20 protein-coding genes, 1 tRNA gene and 1 pseudogene are annotated in these 20595 nt (G+C 57.1%); 18 read left to right on the forward strand and 4 right to left on the reverse strand.

Features of this window, described 5'->3' with window-relative positions; all coding sequences use genetic code 11:
- Nucleotides 1–22 precede the first annotated feature (22 nt).
- The gene (locus LQ220_RS02425) at nt 23–1609 is read left to right on the forward strand and encodes an amidohydrolase (protein ID WP_230186677.1); all 1587 of its coding nucleotides are present in this window, start codon (nt 23–25) and stop codon (nt 1607–1609) included.
- Nucleotides 1610–1686: 77 nt separating this feature from the next.
- Nucleotides 1687–1992 (forward strand): hypothetical protein, encoded by a 306-nt coding sequence (locus tag LQ220_RS02430; RefSeq protein ID WP_230186678.1) that lies wholly within the window; start codon nt 1687–1689, stop codon nt 1990–1992.
- 282 nt (nt 1993–2274) lie between these two features.
- On the opposite strand, the pseudogene LQ220_RS02435 reads toward LQ220_RS02430, so the two are convergent.
- A pseudogene (locus tag LQ220_RS02435) lies at nt 2275–2433 on the reverse strand (IS3 family transposase); the annotation flags it as partial.
- Nucleotides 2434–2688: 255 nt separating this feature from the next.
- Here LQ220_RS02435 and LQ220_RS02440 point away from each other — a divergent pair.
- The 9 genes from LQ220_RS02440 (at nt 2689) to LQ220_RS02480 (ending at nt 12042) form a co-directional block, all read left to right on the forward strand.
- On the forward strand, nt 2689–3594 hold the full coding sequence (locus LQ220_RS02440; RefSeq protein WP_230186679.1) for a VOC family protein: 906 nt from the start codon (nt 2689–2691) through the stop codon (nt 3592–3594).
- Nucleotides 3595–3667: 73 nt separating this feature from the next.
- Entirely contained in the window at nt 3668–4543 is an 876-nt protein-coding gene (locus LQ220_RS02445) for an NAD(P)-dependent oxidoreductase (protein ID WP_290369005.1), read from the forward strand.
- A complete protein-coding gene (locus LQ220_RS02450; RefSeq protein ID WP_230186681.1) occupies nt 4536–4940 on the forward strand; it encodes a YciI family protein in 405 nt (134 codons plus the stop codon). The genes LQ220_RS02445 and LQ220_RS02450 overlap by 8 nt, the downstream gene beginning before the upstream one ends.
- 218 nt (nt 4941–5158) lie before the next feature.
- Nucleotides 5159–5896 (forward strand): fumarylacetoacetate hydrolase family protein, encoded by a 738-nt coding sequence (locus LQ220_RS02455; RefSeq protein WP_230186682.1) that lies wholly within the window; start codon nt 5159–5161, stop codon nt 5894–5896.
- A 176-nt stretch (nt 5897–6072) separates the two neighbouring features.
- Complete coding sequence (locus LQ220_RS02460) at nt 6073–7263, forward strand: MFS transporter (RefSeq protein ID WP_230186683.1); 1191 nt, start codon at nt 6073–6075, stop codon at nt 7261–7263.
- Between the two features lie 45 nt (nt 7264–7308).
- Nucleotides 7309–9519: a TonB-dependent receptor gene (locus LQ220_RS02465; protein ID WP_230186684.1), complete on the forward strand. Its 2211-nt coding sequence runs from the start codon at nt 7309–7311 to the stop codon at nt 9517–9519.
- Between the two features lie 110 nt (nt 9520–9629).
- Nucleotides 9630–10310, forward strand: coding sequence for a TetR/AcrR family transcriptional regulator (locus LQ220_RS02470; protein ID WP_230186685.1), 681 nt, complete (start codon nt 9630–9632; stop codon nt 10308–10310).
- 154 nt (nt 10311–10464) lie between these two features.
- A complete protein-coding gene (locus LQ220_RS02475; RefSeq protein WP_230186686.1) occupies nt 10465–11157 on the forward strand; it encodes a DUF2269 family protein in 693 nt (230 codons plus the stop codon).
- 246 nt (nt 11158–11403) lie between these two features.
- Complete coding sequence (locus tag LQ220_RS02480) at nt 11404–12042, forward strand: TetR/AcrR family transcriptional regulator (RefSeq protein WP_230186687.1); 639 nt, start codon at nt 11404–11406, stop codon at nt 12040–12042.
- Here the strand turns inward: LQ220_RS02480 and LQ220_RS02485 are convergent.
- Complete coding sequence (locus tag LQ220_RS02485) at nt 11989–12768, reverse strand: TetR/AcrR family transcriptional regulator (protein WP_230186688.1); 780 nt, start codon at nt 12766–12768, stop codon at nt 11989–11991. The two genes, LQ220_RS02480 and LQ220_RS02485, sit on opposite strands and share 54 nt — an antisense overlap.
- A gap of 128 nt (nt 12769–12896) precedes the next feature.
- On the opposite strand from LQ220_RS02485, the gene LQ220_RS02490 reads away from it, so the two are divergent.
- Genes LQ220_RS02490 through LQ220_RS02520 form a run of 7 tightly spaced genes read left to right on the forward strand, consistent with a single transcriptional unit; the run spans nt 12897 to nt 18900 of the window.
- Nucleotides 12897–13670: an SDR family NAD(P)-dependent oxidoreductase gene (locus LQ220_RS02490; RefSeq protein ID WP_230186689.1), complete on the forward strand. Its 774-nt coding sequence runs from the start codon at nt 12897–12899 to the stop codon at nt 13668–13670.
- Nucleotides 13671–13684: 14 nt separating this feature from the next.
- Nucleotides 13685–15337 carry an AMP-binding protein gene (locus LQ220_RS02495; RefSeq protein WP_230186690.1) on the forward strand — a complete coding sequence of 551 codons (1653 nt, stop codon included), beginning with the start codon at nt 13685–13687 and terminating at the stop codon, nt 15335–15337.
- Nucleotides 15324–15881, forward strand: coding sequence for an enoyl-CoA hydratase-related protein (locus LQ220_RS02500; RefSeq protein ID WP_230186691.1), 558 nt, complete (start codon nt 15324–15326; stop codon nt 15879–15881). Before LQ220_RS02495 ends, LQ220_RS02500 begins: the two co-directional genes overlap by 14 nt.
- Nucleotides 15845–16075, forward strand: a complete 231-nt coding sequence (locus LQ220_RS02505; protein WP_230186692.1) for a hypothetical protein — start codon at nt 15845–15847, stop codon at nt 16073–16075. Before LQ220_RS02500 ends, LQ220_RS02505 begins: the two co-directional genes overlap by 37 nt.
- Nucleotides 16072–16860: an enoyl-CoA hydratase-related protein gene (locus LQ220_RS02510; RefSeq protein WP_230186693.1), complete on the forward strand. Its 789-nt coding sequence runs from the start codon at nt 16072–16074 to the stop codon at nt 16858–16860. Before LQ220_RS02505 ends, LQ220_RS02510 begins: the two co-directional genes overlap by 4 nt.
- Nucleotides 16861–16870: 10 nt before the next feature.
- The gene (locus LQ220_RS02515; protein WP_230186694.1) at nt 16871–17713 is read left to right on the forward strand and encodes an amidohydrolase family protein; all 843 of its coding nucleotides are present in this window, start codon (nt 16871–16873) and stop codon (nt 17711–17713) included.
- 2 nt (nt 17714–17715) lie between these two features.
- Nucleotides 17716–18900, forward strand: coding sequence for an acetyl-CoA C-acyltransferase (locus LQ220_RS02520; protein WP_230186695.1), 1185 nt, complete (start codon nt 17716–17718; stop codon nt 18898–18900).
- Between the two features lie 1058 nt (nt 18901–19958).
- Here LQ220_RS02520 and LQ220_RS02525 read toward each other — a convergent pair.
- Nucleotides 19959–20033: transfer RNA gene (locus LQ220_RS02525), tRNA-Val, on the reverse strand.
- 93 nt (nt 20034–20126) lie between these two features.
- Nucleotides 20127–20504: a cell cycle two-component system response regulator CpdR gene (gene cpdR, locus LQ220_RS02530; RefSeq protein WP_230187239.1), complete on the reverse strand. Its 378-nt coding sequence runs from the start codon at nt 20502–20504 to the stop codon at nt 20127–20129.
- Between the last annotated feature and the right edge of the window lie 91 nt (nt 20505–20595).

Consider the following 20595-nt stretch of genomic DNA (forward strand, 5'->3'; position numbering starts at 1 on the left):
ACATCTACCGAAAGCGCCTCTCATGACCAGAACCCTTTCCTCCTGCGCCGCCCTGCTTCTCGCCGCCAGCGCCTTCACCGCGCCGCAAACGGCCTGTGCGCAGGCCGGTCCCGCGCTGAAAAAGGCAGCCATCGTGGAGGTCGATGCCCGCGCAAAGCTGGTGCAGGAAATGGTCGATTCGGTGTTCAGCTTCGCCGAGCCGGGGTTTCAGGAGGTCAAGACGTCGGAATATCTGACCGGCATTCTTGAAAAGAACGGCTTCACAATCACCCGCGGCGCTGCCGGAATCCCGACGGCATGGACGGCGACATGGGGGGAGGGCGGTCCGCTGATCGCGCTCGGCAGCGACATCGACGGGCTGCTGGGCTTATCGCAGGCCCCCGGCTCCGCAAAGATCGTGCCGCAGGTGGAAGGGGCGCCGGGTCATGGCGAGGGGCATAATTCGGGTATGCCGCTGATGATTGCTGCCGCGCTTGCGGCCAAGGACGTGATGGTCAGGAACAACATCAAGGGCCGCCTGATGCTGTGGCCCGGCGTGGCAGAGGAACTGCTGGCGACCAAGGCGTTCTATGTCCGCGATGGGATGTTCAAGGGGGTCGATGCCTCGATCTTCACTCATGTCAGTTCTGGTTTCGGCACCGGCTATGGCAATCTGGGCCTCAACGGCATGGTCTCGGTCGAATATACCTTCCAAGGCAAGACTGCGCATGGGGCCGCGCCCTGGAATGGTCGCAGCGCGCTTGACGCTGTCGAATGGATGGATGCTGCCTGGAATTTCCGGCGCGAACATCTGCCGCTCAGCCAGCGGTCGCATTATGTCATCACCAATGGCGGTGGACAGCCCAACATCGTGCCGGGCGTCGCCTCGGTCTGGTATTATTTCCGCGAGAAAGACTTCAAATCGATCAAAGATCTGTTCGCTACCGGCAATACCGTGTCGGAAGCGGCGGCGCAGGCGACCGGCACCACCGTCTCCCGCAAGGTGCTGGGCTATGCCGCACCCAATTACGGCAACAAGCCGCTGGCCGAAGCTGCCTATGCCAATATTCAGATGGTCGGCATGCCCAAATGGAGCGCCGCGGATCAGACATTTGCCAAGATGGTCCAGACCGAAAATGATTTCAAACTCAAGCCGCTCGATAGCCAGATCACGCCACTGTCGACACCCGAAACGCGCGGCGGCGCCAATTTTGGCGGGTCGGATGACATCGGCGATGTCATGTGGACGGTGCCCACGATCACTATCGGTTTCCCGTCCAACATTCCCAACACCATCGGCCATCATGTGACCTCGGCAATGGCGATGGCGACGCCCATCGCGCACAAGGGCGCCGTGGCAGGCGCAAAGGCTGTCGCGCTGACCGTCCTCGACCTGATGACGACGCCTGCGCTGATTGCCAAGGCAAAGGACTATCAGCAGACCGTCCAGTTCAAGGACGAGAAATACGATCCCGCGCTGACGCCGGAGGACAAGCCCGCCATCTTCCTCAATACGGAAATCATGTCGCGGATGCGCCCAAAGATGGAGCAATTTTATTACGATCCGTCGAAATATGGCAGCTATCTGGAACAGCTCGGCGTCGCCTATCCCCCCATTGCGCCAAAATGATCGGAATTATGCGCTAATCAGTGCTGCGACGCACAAAAAGCGCTGGACATCCGCGTCTCAGCGAACAATTTGAACGCATGGATACGAACCGCATCTTTTTCGAGGCCATCGCGCTGCGCAAATGCGTGCAGGCAACCTATAATCGCACCGTCGCGATGCTGGCTCCGCACATTCTCTACACACGCCATGACGAGCTGTATCTCGACGCCGTGACCGTGGAACGCGAAGGGCAGCCGCCCCGTGAGTTAAAGCTCGGCACGTTCAAGCTGGCCGGGCTTAAGGATGTCCTTATTACCAATACCCCGTTCGACCGGATGCCGCTCTACGATCCCAAGGACCCGAAATATGAAGGCGTCACTGTCTTCGCTGTCGATCCGGGCTGATCCCGTTTTTCACGCCGGAATATAAAAACCCCGCCAGTGCGCTGCACGGCGGGGTTTTTAATGGTGGGCGTGGCAAGGATTGAACTTGCGACCCCTGCGATGGCAACACAGCGCATGATTTAAAAAAGACCTGATTTCTGTCACTTATAGTAGCTCAAGTTGTAGAACGTGACAAGAACATGGGGCCTTTTTCCACTGGTTGCACGCAAAACACACGCGAGAAGTTTGCAGGATTTTTTCCTGCCGAAGTGGTCCGCTGAGTAGCACGCCGCGAAACGATCACTGAAGACTCCCATATTTCTTGGGCCAACGGCAATATGTCTGCTCGCTGGCAGCAATCCCGCGGCACGCCTCAGCAGTACTCGCGCCCCGCGCCAGCACAATCTCAACTTCACGCGGCTTTCCGATAAACCCTTCCGGCTTGTGCTTCTCGCTCGGCATTCGTCATCCCCTTCGTGTTCCAGACTGTCATAGTCTCTGGGCCACTCAGCGCGGGGGGGGGGCAGATCAACGAGTCGCCGTAGGGAAACTCAAGCAAGAATAATGGAGGATAAGTGCCCCTCCCAACTCCAGCTTAGAAACCTGCCCTACGTACAACAGAATGAAGTGCGGCAGACTCCGATTTTCTCACGCCCTCTCATATTGCAATACTACATCGTATAGTATACTATAGTTTGCATTAGATATAATGGAGCGATGGCGATGAAGGTTTCAAGCGTGCGGGGCCTGGTTCTTGGAACTCCGGCGGTAGAGATGTCACGTCGTTTTTACAGCGATGTATGGGGATTGACCGAGGTTGCCTACACCGGGTCGCGGTTGGCTTATTTTACCTGTGGTGGTGCCGATCATTGGGTGCTCGGTCTGGAGCAAAGCGAAGTGCCCCAGATGTCTCGGTTGCGTTTGGGCGTCGACACGTCAGGCGATATCGATTGTCTAGCGGAGCGACTGGTCGGCGACGGTCTCGAAATCGATAGCCTGCCCGCCCCCCTCTTGGGCCCCGGCGATTATTATGGTTTTACAATGAAGGATAATGCGGGTCGGCTTGTTGAAATCAGCGCGCTGGAAACGCCACGGTCTGGCGCGAGAACGGATCCCAGCGGAACAAGCCACATAGTTCTCAATTGCGCCGATGTTCGGGCCTGTGTCGATTTCTACGAGCGCCATTTCGGTTTCGAAGTGTCCGACTGGTATGAAGGAGACGGCCTCATTTTTATGCGGTGCAACTCGGCACACCACAGCATTGCGCTGGCAAAATCAGATCGGGACACACTGAATCACGTCGCTTATCAAATGCAGGATCTGGAATCGGTTGTTCGCAACAGCGAGCGGATTAAGCATGATGCTGGGCAAAACCCAATCTGGGGGCCCGGCCGTCACGGGCCTGGCGGGAATGTTTTCTCTTACTTCAAAGACCCTGCGGGCTTTGTTTGCGAATATACCGCTGAACTTATTCAGATCGGCCCCGATGATAAATGGGTGGCGAAAGCTTGGACACCCGGACCGAACGTCTCGAATGTCTGGCAGACCGGAGGTGCTCCTCCAGCGGCAGCAGCGTCGATGAGCGGTGCGGGCCAGTTCCAAAAAAACGACGGCGGCCACTAGCGGAGGGCTCGGCAAGTTTCTGCAAGCGCGCTTCTTATAATTCTGGGCTGGGGATGTTTTGGCAATGGGGAAAATGGGTTTCATTGGCTTGGGCAATGTAGGTCAGCCCATGGCAGCCAACTTGTTGGCCGCAGGCTATGAGATAATCGGTTTCGACATCAAGCAGAACGAGGACTTCATTGCGGCTGGCGGGAAATTTACTGATAGCCTCTCTGCCCTGATTGAAATGCTTCCCGAAAAAGCGGTCATCTTTCAGAGTTTGCCGAACGAAACTGCACTGCGAGCAACGGTGGATGTCTTGCTGACCTTTCCTCGTGAGCAGTGCCTTGTGGACGTAAGTAGCTATGCGCTGGAGGTTAAAAAGGCGTCCGCCGTCCGGCTGGCTTCGGCAGGAATTTCCATGCTCGATTGCGAAGTGAGCGGCCTTCCACCCCATGTGGCGAGCCGCGAGGCAACGCTCTTTAAGTCGGGCGAGCATGCGGTGATCGAGCGTATGGCTCCTTACTTCGATGCTGTGGCGAAGCGCCATATCTATCTCGGCGATTTCGGCATGGCGACACGGATGAAACTGATTGCCAATGTCATGGTGTGCGCTCACAATTTAATCGCGGCAGAGGCGCTATCGTTGGGCCGCTCGCTTGGCCTTGATCCCCTATTGATCGTTGATGCTCTGTCCGGCAGCGCAGCAAGCAGCGCCACCTTCGTAAACAAAGCCCCGTTAATGCTCTCTCGCGATTTCGCACAGGGTCGCGGACCATTTCGTCATATGTTTGGGTACCTTTCGCGGGCGCGCGCCATGGCTGACGACACGCTCACAGCCACGCCAGTGCTCAATACGACAAGCGCGATCTATGCGGTCGCAGAATCGGAGGGGCGACACGATCAGGACATCGCCGCCATAATCGAAATTATCGAAAATATGCGTGTGGAAGGCAATGCTCATGCATGATCAGTCGACCAATCAAAGAGCGGACCCAGCAGACATGGCCGAGGTCGAACGGCTCAAGGCCCTAATGCTCAAAAAGCCATATTTCATGATGACGCGAACGATGCTCGATCCGGCCCGCATGCCCGAGGTCATGCTCCAGCATTATCGGTGGGTAATAGGACTGGAAAAGGCCAACAAGATTTTACTTTCCGGTCCTGTCTCCGACAAGGCGGGCAAGCCCGGAGCGGGTGTAACCATATTTCGTGCAGAAAGCTTCGAGGAAGCGGAAGCGATGGCAGACGCCGACCCGTTCGTGTCTTTCGGCGCCGTCACTTATACTATGCAACGCTGGCAGCTCAATGAAGGCCGCATCACGTTGCAGTTCGATCTGTCCGATCAAAGCTGTGTGATAAGCTGATGAAACTGGTCACCATAGCCGGTCCGGCAGGCGGAAGTCCGGGCGCAGTGCTGCAAAGCGGAGAGATTATCGATCTGCGCTTGGCCGCACGATTGGGAAGCCTTGATCAGTGGATTCCCTCTTCGGTGATTGGCATTCTTGCTGGCGGGGACGCGGGCCTTGCGTTGGTAGGCGACCTTGTGGAACATACGGAAGCAAGTGACCTGCGGCAGCGATCGATGCTCGCCGAAAAGGGCGCGATCTTGCCAGAATCGACGCGCCTGCTATCGCCTGTCCCGGCCCCCACCATGGTCGTTGCCGCAGGGCTGGCATATAACTCGCATCTTAAGGAGATGTCAGGAACGCCTCCGCCAAGGCATCCAACCGGCTTTCTCAAAATTCCGGCATCGATCACAGGCAGTGGCGCTAACGTACGTTTGCCACCACATGCCGCCGAACACATGGATTACGAAGGTGAACTAGCCGTCATATTCGGCAAGCATTGCCATTGCGTGGAAGCCGAAAACTCCCTCGATCATGTCGCCGGCTACAGCGTCGCGAATGATTTCTCTGCGCGGGATTGGGTTTACGACGCCTGGCGCGCCGAAGGAGCTTGGGAGGCCCGGTTGACGTGGGAGGTCAACATCATGGGCAAGCAGTTCCCTGGCTTTACCGCAGTGGGCCCCTGGCTGGTTACGCGAGACGAATTGAGCGACATTGGCAATCAGAAATTGACGACGCACATCAATGGCCAGATGGTTCAGGAATCGCCGATTTCGGATACTATCTTCTCGCTGGCAGACACCATCGCACATTTCTCGCGCTGGTATAGTTTTTGCCCCGGAGATATTTTGCTCACGGGCACCCCGGCGGGCGTCGGTGTAGGCCGAAAACCACCTTTATTCCTGAAGCCTGGTGATCGGGTGGAAGTCGGGATCACCTCGGTGGGCAGGCTAGTCAATCACATCGAAAGCTAGCCAAAGCCCAAATTACACCTTGCACAACATACACTGCTCGGTGTAGTACAACTACGGTACTGCGAGAGCGTCAGAGGAGAGGCGTGGTGTCTTCAGTTGACCATGAGCGTAGTGATGAGGCGCTTTATACCCATTGTGGAAAACTCGACAGAGGGTGGGCCTGTGCGCTAGGTTCCATGCTCGCGCTGGCCGCGGGCCCGAGCACCGTCGCCATGATGACATTCGGCGTGTTCGTGCCCCATTTGAACAACAGTTTTAACTGGGGAATCACCGCCACGGCCTTTGGCGCTACGATCATGTCGCTAATGATCGTTGTTGCCGCACCCATCCAAGGCTGGCTTGTCGACAGGCTGGGCACCCGCAAGGTGATATTGGCGAGCATTCCGCTATTCGGACTGAGTTTTGCAAGCCTTTCCCTACTCACCGGTGCAATCTGGCAATTCTATCTCGCCTGGGTGGCGATCCCGCTATTTGCTGTCGGCCTGTGGCCAGGGAGCTACGCGAAGGCAACATCGACCTGGTTTGATCGACGGCTTGGATTGGCGGTTGCCGTTGCAACCTTGGGGATTGGATTGGGCGGCGCTGCCTTGCCGCTCCTGATCGGCGCAATTCTGGATGCTGCAAACTGGCGCACGGCTTATGCTGCCCTTGGTTTCGTTGCAATTCTGATCTCGATGCCCGCTGTCTATTTTTGGGTACACGAAAACCCCGCGGTTGCTGCTGCCGCAAAGCCGCCAAAAACTGCGCTGTGGAATTGGAATGAGTTTCGCCAGCCGGATTTATATAAGCTGTTGCTGGGCTTCGTTTTTCTCGGCTTTGTTAGCACCTCCATGCTCGTCCACCAGGTGACCGTGCTGACTGAAAATGGTGTGTCACCCGCAAACACGCTGCGACTTCAGGCATTGCTGGGCTTCTCGACGATTGCCGGCCGGTTGTTGAGTGGCTGGATGCTGGACAGGTTCCACGTCCGCTTCATGATGCCAGTTTACGCATTGTTGTCGGCTGTTGCGCTGATCTGTCTCGCGCAAGGTGCAGGAGGCGTGATCGCCGGGCTTGCCGCTGTGTGCGTAGGTCTTCTGCTCGGTGCTGAAATAGATGTGCTCGGGTTTGTCGTTAAGCGCTACTTTGGCCTGAGCCGCTATGGATCGCTCTATGGGCTGATTTTTGCGGCGTTCCAGATGGGAGGCGCTTCAGGGGCGGCAGCTCTCGGTGTCATGCGGACATCTGCGGGAAATTATCATGCTGCCCTCATGTTACTGGCCGCCCTCAGTGTCGCCGCAGCTCTGATATTTTTTACTTTGGCGCCCTATCATTCTTCGGGCTCCGCGCCGCCAAAGAGGATCAAGGCACCGATTTTGGCGAGGTAATTATTACATCTAAGCAAGATTTGATCTTCGAGGGGAGGAGCGATAATGAAAATGAAATCGATCACAATTATTGCAGCATTACTGTGCTCTACGGCCATTACGCGCGCTCAGGAGGCGCCGCCCACCGCAAATTCTGAAAACCATCCCATTGCCGAGGAAATCGTCGTTACCGCGCTTTTGCGCGCGAACTCGGTTCAGGATGTGGCCGCATCTATCGATGTTATCGGTGGAGAGGCGCTGACCAACTCAGGCATCGCATCGGTCGAGGATCTGAAGACCGTTGTTCCCAGCCTGATCATCCAGCGCCCGCCCAATAACACGGTAAGCGTCAGTGTGCGGGGACTTGGCTCTGCTGCCGGTCCAGTGTCCTTCGATCAGTCGATCAGCCTGTTCGTTGATGGCGTATATGCGCCGCGCGGGGCGGAATTTCTTGCAGCGATGTTCGACATCGAGAAGGTCGAAGTGGTAAAGGGCACACAGGCGGCCGTCCTCGGCAAAAACACTAGCCTTGGCGGCGTTTTGCTGACGACCCGCAAGCCGGGCTTCGAGTTCGCGGTGAATGCGCTGGCGCAATATGAGTTCGAGAATAAGTCAACCATAGTATCTGGGGGTGCGGACATCCCTTTAAGCGATAGTTTTGCTATTCGCGCAGCGGCGCAGATCCAAGATGTGGGTGGCTATATGCCCAATCGGTTTGACGGTCGACAGTCACGGGCCAATCAGGCGTTTTCCGGGCGCCTTACTGCGCGTTGGGAACCTACCCCTGATGTCGAAGCGACGTTGAGCTATCAATATGAAGACATGAAGTCGGTGGGCGTGAATGCCGAACCCGTAGCAGAAGTCGGGAATTTCTTTCGCAACCTTTTCACACTGGCGGGCCGCACGGACTTGTATGACGTGACACCAAACCGCTCCTTTGCGTCGAGCAAGCTTAGCGGACCCTCCACAACGACGCAGCCCAGCCATCGCGTCAACGGCACGTTGAACTGGCAGCTGGGTGACTATGCGTTTACCGCTGTTACCGGCTGGTCGAAGTTCAGCCAATCCCGTAATATCGACCGGGATTACGTTGTCGGAGATTATTTTTCCGAGCAAGTGGAAGTCAAAGGGCGGCAGTTCAGCCAAGAGCTTCGGTTGACCTCTCCGGCTAAAAAGCGGCTTAACTTCATTGTCGGCGCGCTTTTTGTGGATAATGCGCTTGATCAGGCGCTGGTGAACAGCGCTGCTTATCCTGTAGGAGCGAGCAACCTTCCGTTCCCGCTTTTCGGCTCGTACCGCCAGAATTTTTCGCAGGATACAACGACCTATTCAGGGTTCGGACAAGTGAATCTGAGAGTTGTCGAAAATCTGCTGTTGTCCGGCGGGCTTCGTTACACCAGTGAAAAAAAGAAGGGGTCAAGCGTTCGCACACAGATAACCCCCGGCGCTTATGGTCGCCCGCTCTCGGAGTCAGGTCCTCGCGTCGATCCGGCCTTTCCGCTGACGCCGCTAAGCCGCAGGGAGAATGTGTTCGACGGTTCGGTGGGCATGGAGTTCCGTCCGATCGATCGCGTCCTGCTCTATGCATCTTGGGGTCAGGGCACAAAAGGTGGCGGCTTTTCCGACACGACCCTGGCTTCTGAAGCTGAGTACAGGAAGGAAGTCGCGAGAACCTATGAAGCCGGGGTAAAGATGGAAGGCCCAGACCGCTCCTGGCACCTCAATATTGCAGGTTTCAGTACCAAGGTTAAGGATTTTCAGAACAACCAATTCAACGGCCAGCGCTTCGTGATTCAGAATCTGGATCTCAAGTCGCAGGGAGTGGAGGTTCAAGCATATGCTGCCCCGCTCAATCGATTCTCGCTGTCGGCAAATGGCACATACGCCAAGGCCCGGAACCTAAGCCAATTGCCCGGTATTGGTGACGAAGTACCGCGCGCACCGCGTTTTTCCGGCCAAGTCGCAGCAACATATGAGATGCCGTTGGACGATACCACCAGTCTTACGTTTGCCGGCGATATTACCCATCGTTCAAGCATCACGCACCAGACCAATCCCAATGCCGTTCCACGCGGCGACGCATTCACCACTGTCAATGGTCGCATCTCGCTGGCAAATGACCAATCGGGACTTCAGCTTTCGGTGATAGGCCGCAATCTGACAAATGCTTATTCGCTGGCATTCGCCTTTCCGGCCACGTTCGCTCCTCCGGGCAACGCCATAGGCATTCCCGAGGAGTCACGAACCATAGCTCTACAGCTGACGTTCAAGCACTGATCGTATTATTGGCGGTTACGTTCGGGGGCATTGCGACATACTTGCCGTTTCCAGCAAGCCGGTGCATTCGGGGACGAATGCACCGGCGCAGCACAGGAAGCCCCGTTCAGATGACCAGTCAGACGTTGAAAAGAGACTCTCCTGCTCGCAAACGTAAGCGGGTATATACCACCAAAGCAGACATCGTCCTTGACGCAGCAGAGCGTGTCTTTCTCCAATATGGTTTCGCCGGAACCAGCATGGATATTGTCGCTGCGGAAGCCAATGTATCCAAACGCACAGTCTATAATAATTATGATAGCAAGCAGGTCTTGTTTGGCGAAGTCATCAAGCGCCGATGTGCCAATGTTGCCCCCGACATGCCGGAACTGGCTTCACTCGCCGATCATGATCCAGAAGATGTGCTCACCGACATGGCTGTCCGGTTTCTGTCGGCTATCTACTCGCCCGATCAGATTGCGCTCTATCGTATCGTGGTTACCGAATCGCTCAACTGGCCCGAAATTGGCAGCATCATGTTCAACGGGCCGATCATGTCTTCGCAAAAGAGCTTTGATCATTACATTCGGCAGCAGGTTGATTTGGGCCGGTTCGAGGTACCTGACATCGAATGGGCGGCTGCGGAATTCGTTGGCCTGATCAAAACCAACGTGCACATGAAGTTATTGATGAACCAACCGGTGCAGTTGGATGCAAAGCAGATTGCACAGATGGCGAGAGCATCAAGCCAGCTTTTTCTGCGTGGAGCGCTCCCTCGCGTTCGGGCTGACGCATTGCCTGCCGGAAAGTAGCCACCCCCAAAAAAAACGGAAATCTCCGTAGAAAGCACGCCTCCCTCTCCAAAGGCATTGACTTATTCTGCTTATACACTACACCGAATAGTATTGTATAAAGCGGTATGCCGCCCTTAGGAGCGGGGTTCGAGCACGATCATGGGAGCCAATTATGGCGGTATTCTGGAAGATGCCTCTTGTTACAGGCTGTCTGTTGTTGCTGGCCTATCTGCTGAGTAGGCTAATCGTGACATATGAAATCCTCAAATTTCTCCATGTGTTGGCATTCATTGGTCTTGGTTCGGGCCTGATCGGCATTTTCCTGATGGAATTGCAAGCGCGCAAGGCGACAAGCTTTCAGGCTATGGCCGACACTATAGCCGGTCTGCTTGCGTTTTATTATCGACTGACGGTACCCAGCTCGATGCTTACACTCGTCAGCGGATTTTCGCTGATCTTCGGTTTTTACGGGTGGGGATTTCTGGAAATGCCCTGGCTGGCGGGCATGATGGTCCTGTTTCTCTTCGAATTTCTTGAAGGTCATATCATCATGAAACTCCATTATGTCCGCATCCGCGACGCCGTTGCCGAAGCGCGTAAGACGAATGAGGCCACCAAAGCGCTGGATGATGAACTGGCTGCCGGTGTTACGAATGTAACGCACTTTCTCGATGTCCCAAATTTTATGCTGATCGTCGCGCTGGGCGTGTTGAGACCGGCCAGTTGGACCTTCTTCTACGCGGGCATAGCGGTCGTTATTGCGGTCACTGCCTTTGCAACCTATTACATACCGTCGCGTTTTCCTTGGAAAGGGCGCTACGCGAATGATCTGCCCGGCGACACGGCCATTCTCAAACCGGTTTGAGCAGGCATGGTCAGGTTCACAGAAACGTCCGCCCGCTGGCTGTGCTTCGGCGTTTGTGTCCTTCTGATAGCGCTGACATTTTTGATGCATAACACGCTTGGACCTTGGGTCAATCTCGCCATTCCTGCGGCCGGCTGGCTATTTCTTCGCGCTGTCATTTGAACGGGATATATTACAATGGATCGTGCCATAGCCTTTACCAAAGCGTGCAAAGGGCGGAAAAATAGCCGGTGAGAAGCGGTGAACATGAGTGAGGCGCAAGCGATCAACGACGTGTCCAAGCCTTTGGGCAAGCGCGATTCCAACAAGCTTGCCAAAGAAAAAGCAATACATGCCGCTGCCGAACGACTTTTCCTCGAAAAGGGTTATGACGCAACGACCTTGCGTGAAATCGCCAAGACCGCTGGCGTAGGATTTGGAACACTTTTCGCCTATTCTCAGGATAAAGCGGGATTGCTGGCGATGATCTTCGTCGACCGGCTGGAAACGTTGCCCCCGCTGTTTCATGACATGAGAAGCGAAGAGACGCTGGAAGAAATGCTTATCAGAGCGTTCGGTCATCTTTACTCCTTCTGGGCGTCAGTCCCAAGCTTGAGTTACCACGTCTTGGAGCAGATGGAGTTTTTCCAGGCCAATCCCTATGTCGACAGGATCGTGGAACGACGCGCGAGCGCTCAAGCAGAATTGCGCGATTGGGTGATCGCGATGCAAGGCAGAGGGTCGATTTCCAACAAACTGGATGCGGCTGACGTTTCCGCCACCCTTTTTGCGATTTATACTTCTGCAGTCAGAAAATGGTCAGCAACCACCCCGGAAGATGTCGTCGGCGGATTATCCAGCCTTCATCGGCTTCTCAAGATCGCCGTGCGAGGCCTGCGGTGCTGATGAGCCCTGACCTTGGGGGGACGAATTCACACCCATTAGAAACAGGCGTACGCTTGATGTGGCGCTGGCCTCGATCATTTGCGGGGTCACTTCAACCGGTCGCCCCAAAAGAAGCTCCTGATGCACACCTGTTTTGAGTAACGCGGTTAGCTGATGTGCCGCAAGGTCGACATCGGCTATGGCCAAGTTACCCAGTTGCACATGATGATCGAGAAAATCTCGGAAAAGCGTGTGGGTTCGTGCGATGGAGCTATCATACATGAGCTGCCCAACTTGCGGATGCCGCCGCACGGCAGCTACCACTGTCTGGTAAAGTTCGATTTGCCGCGGATCCATTATTCCGTTCAGGAAAGCCTTGGCCAGTAAAATCAGGCCCACTTCGAGCGGGCTTTCCGTAGCAGTTTTTACGATATGTGCATCCGTCAGGATGTCGGAACAGCGCTTGGTAATGACCTCGGCGAACAGGCGATCCTTACTTCCGAAATTGCTATAGATCGTCCGTTTGGAAACGCCTGCTTTATCAGCCACTTCATCCATGCTTGTGGCCGCATAGCCGGAACTGAGAAAAATTTCCTCGGCCGCTGCGAGTACAATGGCTGATTTGCGTGGGTAGACCCTCTTGGAGGTCCGTTTTCCGCTTCGCGTTTCAACCGATTTTTCCGCGATCTTGCGAATGGTGCCGTGTCCTCTGGTCATAACGCGCTCAAACTTTTTCTCGCTCACCATCTTGCATCTATCCAGGTCGAGGGCAATCCATAGACAATAGTATACTGATCGGTGTATTATGGACTTGACAAGCCTCGCCTCTCATGTTTTTTCGATCATGATCGGTTTTGTAAAAATGGGAGTAGAGGATGACTGCAGGATTGAGGCCGGCGGCTCTTGTCACGGGCGCGGCTACGGGCATTGGCCGCGCGATCGCGGTGGCGCTGGCACAGGGCGGTTTCGATGTTGCCATCAATTACAGCCGCAGCGAGGGACCAGCACGCGAAACAGAGGCACTTGTGCGAAAGGCAGGCGCGCAACGCAGCGCTGTCATCGAAGCCGACGTCAGCAACGAAGCCGATGTCATTGCCATGATGAAGGACGTCGAGGCATTATTTGGTCCGGGCCTCGACCTGCTGGTCAATAACGCAGGCACCACGAGCGAAGTGCCGCCCCACAAGTTTGACACGATGACGGTTGAGGACTTCGACCGGGTGTTTGCCGTCAATGTTCGGGGCACCTTCCTGGTCACCAAGCACGCGACGCCGCTTTTGCGGGCATTGTGCAAAGCCAATATCGTGAACACAGCGAGCATTGTCGGCCTGCGCCCCGGGCCTCAACCCCTTCCCTATTCGTCGAGCAAGGCGGCCATCATTTCGATGACGCGCACGTTCGCCGGGGCGCTTGGTCCCGCCATCCGCGTCAATGCGGTTGCCCCTGGCTGGCTCGAAGGTGAATGGATGGAACGCACGCTGGGTGACAATTACCACCGCCTGATGGAACGTCGGGCAAAGCAGACTCCCCTCAAGCGCTGCGCGACGCCTGAAGATGTGGGTGAGGCAGTGTTGACGCTCGCCACCTGCCTGCCGTTCACTACCGGCCAGACGGTGGTGGTGGATGGCGGCTACAGCTTCGTCAGCTAACGAGGAAGAATGATATGGACGGTGTTGTTCCTTTTCCACCTGAGTTCGCCGCGCGCTATCGCACGCTAGGATATTGGCGTGACGAACCGCTGCGGGATGTTTTCGCTGCATGGTGCGCCGAATTCGCCGATCGGGTCGCGCTACGTGATGCCGATCGGGCCATGACCTTTGCACAACTTGATAGCGTGTCCACCAACCTCGCCCTGAACCTGCTCGATCTGGGGATCGGCAAGGGAGATCGGCTGGTGGTGCAGCTGCCCAATGTGATCGAGTTCGCTATCCTTCACTTCGCCCTGCAGAAGGTGGGCGCCATTCCTGTTCTCGCACTGCCGCCGCATCGCTTCCGGGAAATCAGCTTCTTCGCCGAAATTTCTGAAGCAGTCGCTACGGTGACGCCGGATCGCCACCGCCATTTCAGCTTTACCGATATGGTCGAGCGCATAAAAGCGCAGTTACCCTCGCTCAAGCTGGGGATCGTGCTGGGCCATGCGCCCGAAGGCTATGTATCGCTTGAGACGTTGATCGAAACGCCCGCGCGCCGGGACGCGGCGGAGCTGGATCGTATTGTGATCGACCCAACCGACCCGGCGCTCTTCCTGCTGTCAGGTGGCACCACCGGGATACCCAAACTCATTCCGCGCACGCACAACGATTATGCCTATAACAGCCGCATGGCCGCATCCGTCTGTATGATCGACCAGGGCAGCGTGCTGCTTGACGTCCTGCCCATCGGCCACAATCTGCCGCTCGCCTGTCCGGGTTTGCAGGGGTTCCTCCTCAATGGGGCGACGACGGTTCTGCACACCGCCGCTTCCCCCGAGGAGGTATTCCCGCTGATCGAGAAGTATCGCGTGACGCATATTCATGCAGTGCCCGCCCTGCTGATCCGCTGGACGGAAAGTCCGCTCGCTGCGGAATACGACCTGAGTTCGGTGAAAGTGATCCAGAGCGGCGGGCAACGCCTTCAGCCCGAGGTACGTCGCCGCACCGCGAAGGTCTTTTCCAACGTCACTGTGCAGGAAAATTTCGGTATGGCCGAGGGGCTGCTGATGTTCGTGCGTCTCGACGATCCGGAAGATGTCCGCATGGAAACCGTGGGACGCAAGATATGCGAGGATGACGAAATCCAGTTGCTGGGTGAGGATGATCAGCCAGTCGCGATGGGCGAAGTGGGAGAGCTATGTTGCCGCGGTCCCTATACGCTGCGCGGCTATTACAAGGCGCAGGAACATAATGCCCGCGCCTTCACGCCGGACGGTTTCTATCGTTCGGGCGATCTGATGCGGCAGCATCCTTCAGGCAACTATATGGTGGAAGGGCGGAAAAAGGACCTCATCAACCGCGGGGCGGAAAAAATCAGCGCAGAGGAGATCGAAGAGCTGATCCTGCGCCACCCGGCGGTTGAAAATGTCGCCTGCGTTCCGATGCCGGACCCTGTTCTTGGCGAGAAGAACTGCGCTTGTGTGGTGCTAAGGAAGAACGCAAGCCTCACGCTGCCCGAACTGGTCGAGTTTCTCGCGCCCTTCGAACTGGCCAAATTCAAATATCCCGAACGGGTCGAGATATTCGAACGTTTCCCGCTCAGTAATTTCGGCAAGGTTTCCAAGAAGGATCTGGTGTCCATCGTTTCAGAGAAAATAAGCGGGAATACCCATGCTGCGCGTTGATAAACACGGAGCCGCGCGCCTGCTGACACTGAACGATCCCAAGCGTCGAAACCTGCTCTCCGGCGATTTGTGCCGGGCAATCAGTGCGGCGGTGGCCGAAGCCAATGCCGACCCGGACGCCAAGGTCATCGTCATCACAGGCGCACCTCCCGCCTTTTGCGCGGGCGCGAACCTGGACGATCTGGAACAGGCGGCAGGGGGTGAAACGGACACGCTTCACGCGGTCTACAACTCGTTCATGGACGTGGCGCAAAGCGCGCTTCCTACCATCGCTGCGGTAAACGGGCCGGCGGTCGGTGCGGGCCTCAATCTCGCGCTGGCGTGCGATATGCGACTTGCGTCTGCGGATGCACTCTTCGATTGCCGCTTCCTAAAGATCGGCCTGCACCCCGGCGGCGGGCATAGCTGGATGCTGCAACGCGCGGTCGGGTGGGCGCACGCGGCGCGTATGCTCCTCTTCAATCGATGGGGGCAGAAGAAGCCAAATCCGTCGGCCTGGTCCAGGATGTGTTTGATGCAGATGCGCTGGTTGCCGAGGCGCTGACGCTCGCACGTCGCACCGAAGGCTTGCCGCGCGACCTTATCGAGCGCGCCAAACGGACTATGACCCTTGCGTCGGCTTCCAGTCATCGAGCGGCATTCGAGCATGAGTCTGAAGAGCAGATGCACTCGCTCCAACAGCCCCCCTTTCAGGAACTTGTTGCGAGACTGAAGGGCGAACTGGCGGCCAAGCCGTGACGGAACCTGTCCTCGTCGACATATCGGGCGCGGTAGCCACGCTTACCATCAATCGTCCCGAGCGGATGAACGCGATGGACTCGGCTGCCCATTTGGCTCTTAGTCAGGCGCTCGATGCGCTGGCCGATGATGACTCCGTGCGCGTCATCGTGCTGACCGGGGCAGGCGGTAGGGCATTTTCCGCAGGGCGCGATCTCAAGGAATTGTCGGCCGATCTGAGCGACGATCAGCGGCGGGAAATAGATGCGCGCTGGGCGCGTGTGGAGCGGCTTACGGACCGCTTCGACTATCCCAAACCCATCATCGCCAAAGTGCAGGGCACGGCCTTGGGTGGCGGGTTCGAACTGGCGCTGGCCTGCGACATCATCATAGCAAGCGACGATGCGAGCTTTGCTCTACCAGAACCGAAGCGGGGTCTCATCCCGTTTGCCGGAGGCGTGCACCGACTGCCGCGTCAGATACCGCTCAAGGCTGCCATGGGATATCTGCTGACCGGCCGCAGCATGAGCGCCCAGCGTGCCTTCGCGCTAGGTCTAGTGAGCGAGGTCGTGCCAGCAACGGAACTCGATAGCGTGGTCGCAGGCTGGGCAGCAGACATCATCGCCTGCGCGCCGCTTGCGATCCGCGCGATCAGACAATGCGTCGCGACCGGCATTGGACGACCGCTCGGTGAGGCAATGGCGGCAACCTACCCGGCCGAAGAAATCCGCAAGACCAGTCAGGACAGCATCGAAGGCCCGCGTGCCTTCGCCGAAAAACGCGCGCCCCAATGGACCGGGCGATAGGAGACCAAGAATGCGCATTATCGATTTGCACTGTTATCCCAACACCAGGACTTGGATCGATTGCCAGGGTCCTTATGTCGACGCGCTTGCCAAATATTGGAAGCGCGACTGGACATGGAAGGAAGAGGACGAGGTCGCGCAGGAATTTCGCGAGAATGGCATCGAAGCCTGCCTCGTCGCGCTTGATCTTTCAACCACGATCAACACCCCGCCCTGCTCGAATGATTATGTTGCTGGCATGCGGGACCGCCACAAGGATTGCATGATCGGCGCCTGGGGCGCGGTTGAACCGGCGATGGGACAAGTCGCGATCGACGAAGCCAAACATGCGGTCAATGACCTCGGCATGATCGGCTTCCACTTCCATCCCATCATGCAGCACTTTAGCGTCGACGATATGCGCTACTACCCGTTGTTCGAGGAACTGAGCGCGCTCAAGGCTCCGGTGATGATCGATGTCGGCATGACCGGTATGGGCGCGGGGATGCCCGGCGGCATGGGTGCCAAGACACGCCACGCGCATCCCAGTGCCATCGACACCCTGGCGGCTGATTTCCCGGACCTCACGATCATCATGGCGCATCCCGGCTATCCTTGGATTGACGAAACGACGGTCGTGGCGCTGCACAAAGCGAACGTGTTTTGGGAAATGTCGGGCTGGGGGCCCAAATATCTGCCCGAACAGATCATCCGCGACATGCGTGGGCGGTTGCGCGACAAGATGATGTTCGGCAGCGATTATCCGAGCATCACCTATCAGCGCCTGATCAGGGAATGGAACGAGCTGGGCTTCAAGGACGAGTTTCTGGAGAGTTTCTTCCATGGCACCGCCGAACGGGTTCTGGGACTATAACTATGCGTGAGGTAGCCATCGTCTCAACGGCACGAACGCCCATCGGCCGGGCCTATAAGGGCGCTTTCAACGATACCCACGGTGCAGTCCTTGGCGGCCACGTGGTGCGGCATGCTTTGATGCGCGCGGGGCTAGATGGCCCGGAAGTTGAGGATGTGATCCTTGGCTGCGGCAGGCCCGAAGGTGCCACGGGCGCTAATATCGCGCGTCAGGCCGCATTGATGGCCGGGCTCCCCCCGTCGGTTTCAGGCCTGACGGTCAGCCGAATGTGCTCGTCGGGCCTGCAAGCAATCGCGATTGCTGCGCAGCGCGTTCAAAGCGGCGAAGCAGATATTTTCATTGCAGGGGGACTGGAATCGATCTCGCTTGCGCAGAACGTTCATACCAATGAATGGCGCAAGCAATCACATGATCTGACCGCCATGGTTCCGACAATCTATATGCCCATGCTAGAAACGGCGCAGATCGTTGCCAATCGCTATGGCATTTCGCGCGAAGCACAGGACCAATATGCCTTCTCCAGCCAGCAGCGCACGGCTGCAGCGCAAGCGGCGGGCCGTTTCGACGAAGAAATAGTGCCACTGCAAAGTGCCAGAGAAATTCCGGCGACAGGTGCACCCGAAAGCACACATGAAGCCGTGACCCTCTTGAAGGACGAAGGCAACCGACCGGATACCAAACTGGAAACGCTTATGTCGCTTAAGCCGGTGAGCGGCCCCGCAGGATCGATCACCGCTGGCAATGCTAGCCAGCTTTCGGACGGGGCCAGCGCCTGCGTGTTGATGGAGGTGCGAGAGGCGGAACGGCGCGGCCTCAAGCCGCTTGGACTCTTTCGCGGTTTCGCTGTCGCCGGTTGCGAACCCGACGAGATGGGCATCGGTCCGGTGCTCGCTGTTCCCAAGCTGTTGGCGCGGCATGGCCTTACGGTGAAAGACATTGACCTGTGGGAACTCAACGAGGCCTTCGCGGTACAGACGCTCTATTGCCGCGACACACTGGGCATCGATCCGGCACTCTTGAACGTCAACGGCGGAGCAATATCGATCGGGCACCCCTATGGCATGTCTGGCGCTCGAATGGCCGGCCATTTGATGATTGAGGGACGACGACGCAAAGCGCGCTATGGTGTCGTCTCCATGTGCGTAGGTGGTGGCATGGGGGCATCAGGCCTTTTTGAACTAACCTGACAAGCAATCAAATTACATTAGGGCGGATCGACATACAGCGTAGCCAGAGCATGGTGGCGGCGAGGAATGCAAAGCCGGCGAAGTGGATGGTGCGGCGTTCGTAGCAAGTGGCGAAGCGCCGGAAGTGCTTGATCCCATCCTACCGGCACACATCGACAATCAGGTCATCGTGCGCTTTCGGGCGTGGGGGGTGGCCGATCCAATTCGGACGAAGAAGGGTAGTGCAAACGGCGAGGTCACCTACTCAGAGCGCCCGAGGATGGCTTCTACTGTCGAAGAGAGTGTCATCGCGCTCAAGGCAGCGTTCAATCGCGCGTCTTCCAAACGACTTGCTTCTGTCCCGGCCCTTAAGCACCTTACGCGTGACGCGGTCACCGTCGAACGTTCGGATCGGCTCAGCCCTCTTCGTCGTTATCTCATCGCTGCCATCTCGACGATGGCGCGACCGGATGCGATCCTTGACATGTCGGTCGCTACTGCTCGCGCGCAGTGGTGCCCGGAAGAGGGTGTTTTCAACCTCAACCCCGCCGGTCGACTCCAAACCCGCAAGCGGCGTCCCTTCCTACCGGTCCCCCCGATGCTGACAAACTGGCTCGAGGCAACGGATGGCAAGTTCGTATGCCGCGAGTTGATGCGGTTTGAGCCAGATGGTTCGCACTGGATCGAGCAACTGCCAGTGGCATCCGTTAAAAGTGGTTGGGAGACGATGGCTAAAGAATTGGGCATTCCATCAGGATGGGGGCCAAAGCTCATTCGCCACTCGGTCGCCACTATTTTGACCGCCAGGCGTATCGACCTGATTAAGCTCGAAATCGCCCTGGGGCACCGCGTGCTTAAGAAGACTACATGCAAGTACGCGGTTTTTGATCGCGGGTATCTCGTCACCATCGGACAGGGTGTTGCTGAGCTGTGGCTGGACCTTGAGCAGCTGTGCAAATATCCTCTACACGCAAATCTCACGCAAGTTGATACAGTCGGCAAACGGTGCAGGTCATCGTCAACCGCGCCTTCCACGCAACAAAAACCCCGCAAACTCAACGAGTTGGCGGGGTTTTCGATGGTGGGCGTGGCAAGGATTGAACTTGCGACCCCTGCGATGTCAACACAGTGCTCTACCACTGAGCTACACGCCCACGAAGGAAGGCTGCCATTAGCGAGGGTTGGATGGCCGTGCAAGCGGGAATCGCGCTTTCTTTGCGGTGTTCCTGTTGCGCTCCGGTTCGGCCTCAGCTTAACCCGGTTGCACTTTGCGGCCCGAACATCCGTTCGACCTCCAGCACAAGGTCGCGCAAGTGGAACGGCTTGGACAATACCTTGGCCTGCGGCATCGTTTTTCCCGCTTTCAGCGTCACGGCCGCAAAGCCTGTAATGAACATGACGCGCATGTCCGGCGCGATCGTCGCCGCTTGCTGCGCCAGTTCGATGCCGTCCATTTCCGGCATGACGATGTCGGTCAGCAGCAGGTCGAATCGTTCGGTCTGGATCAGCGGCAACGCCGCCGTACCCCTGTCGACTGCCACGACTTCATAGCCCGATTTCTCCAGCGCCCGCGCCAGATACTGCCGCATTGCATCGTCATCTTCCGCCAGCAATATCCGCACCATGGTCGTCATCAGTCTTTCGGTTCCGGTCCGGCACGGACATGCCCGGACACAGTGCTGCACCCGCAGGCGCGCGGGGCTTGGCATGAAGCGT

The sequence above is a fragment of the Sphingobium sp. CECT 9361 genome, assembly GCF_918741285.1.
Taxonomy (GTDB): domain Bacteria; phylum Pseudomonadota; class Alphaproteobacteria; order Sphingomonadales; family Sphingomonadaceae; genus Sphingobium.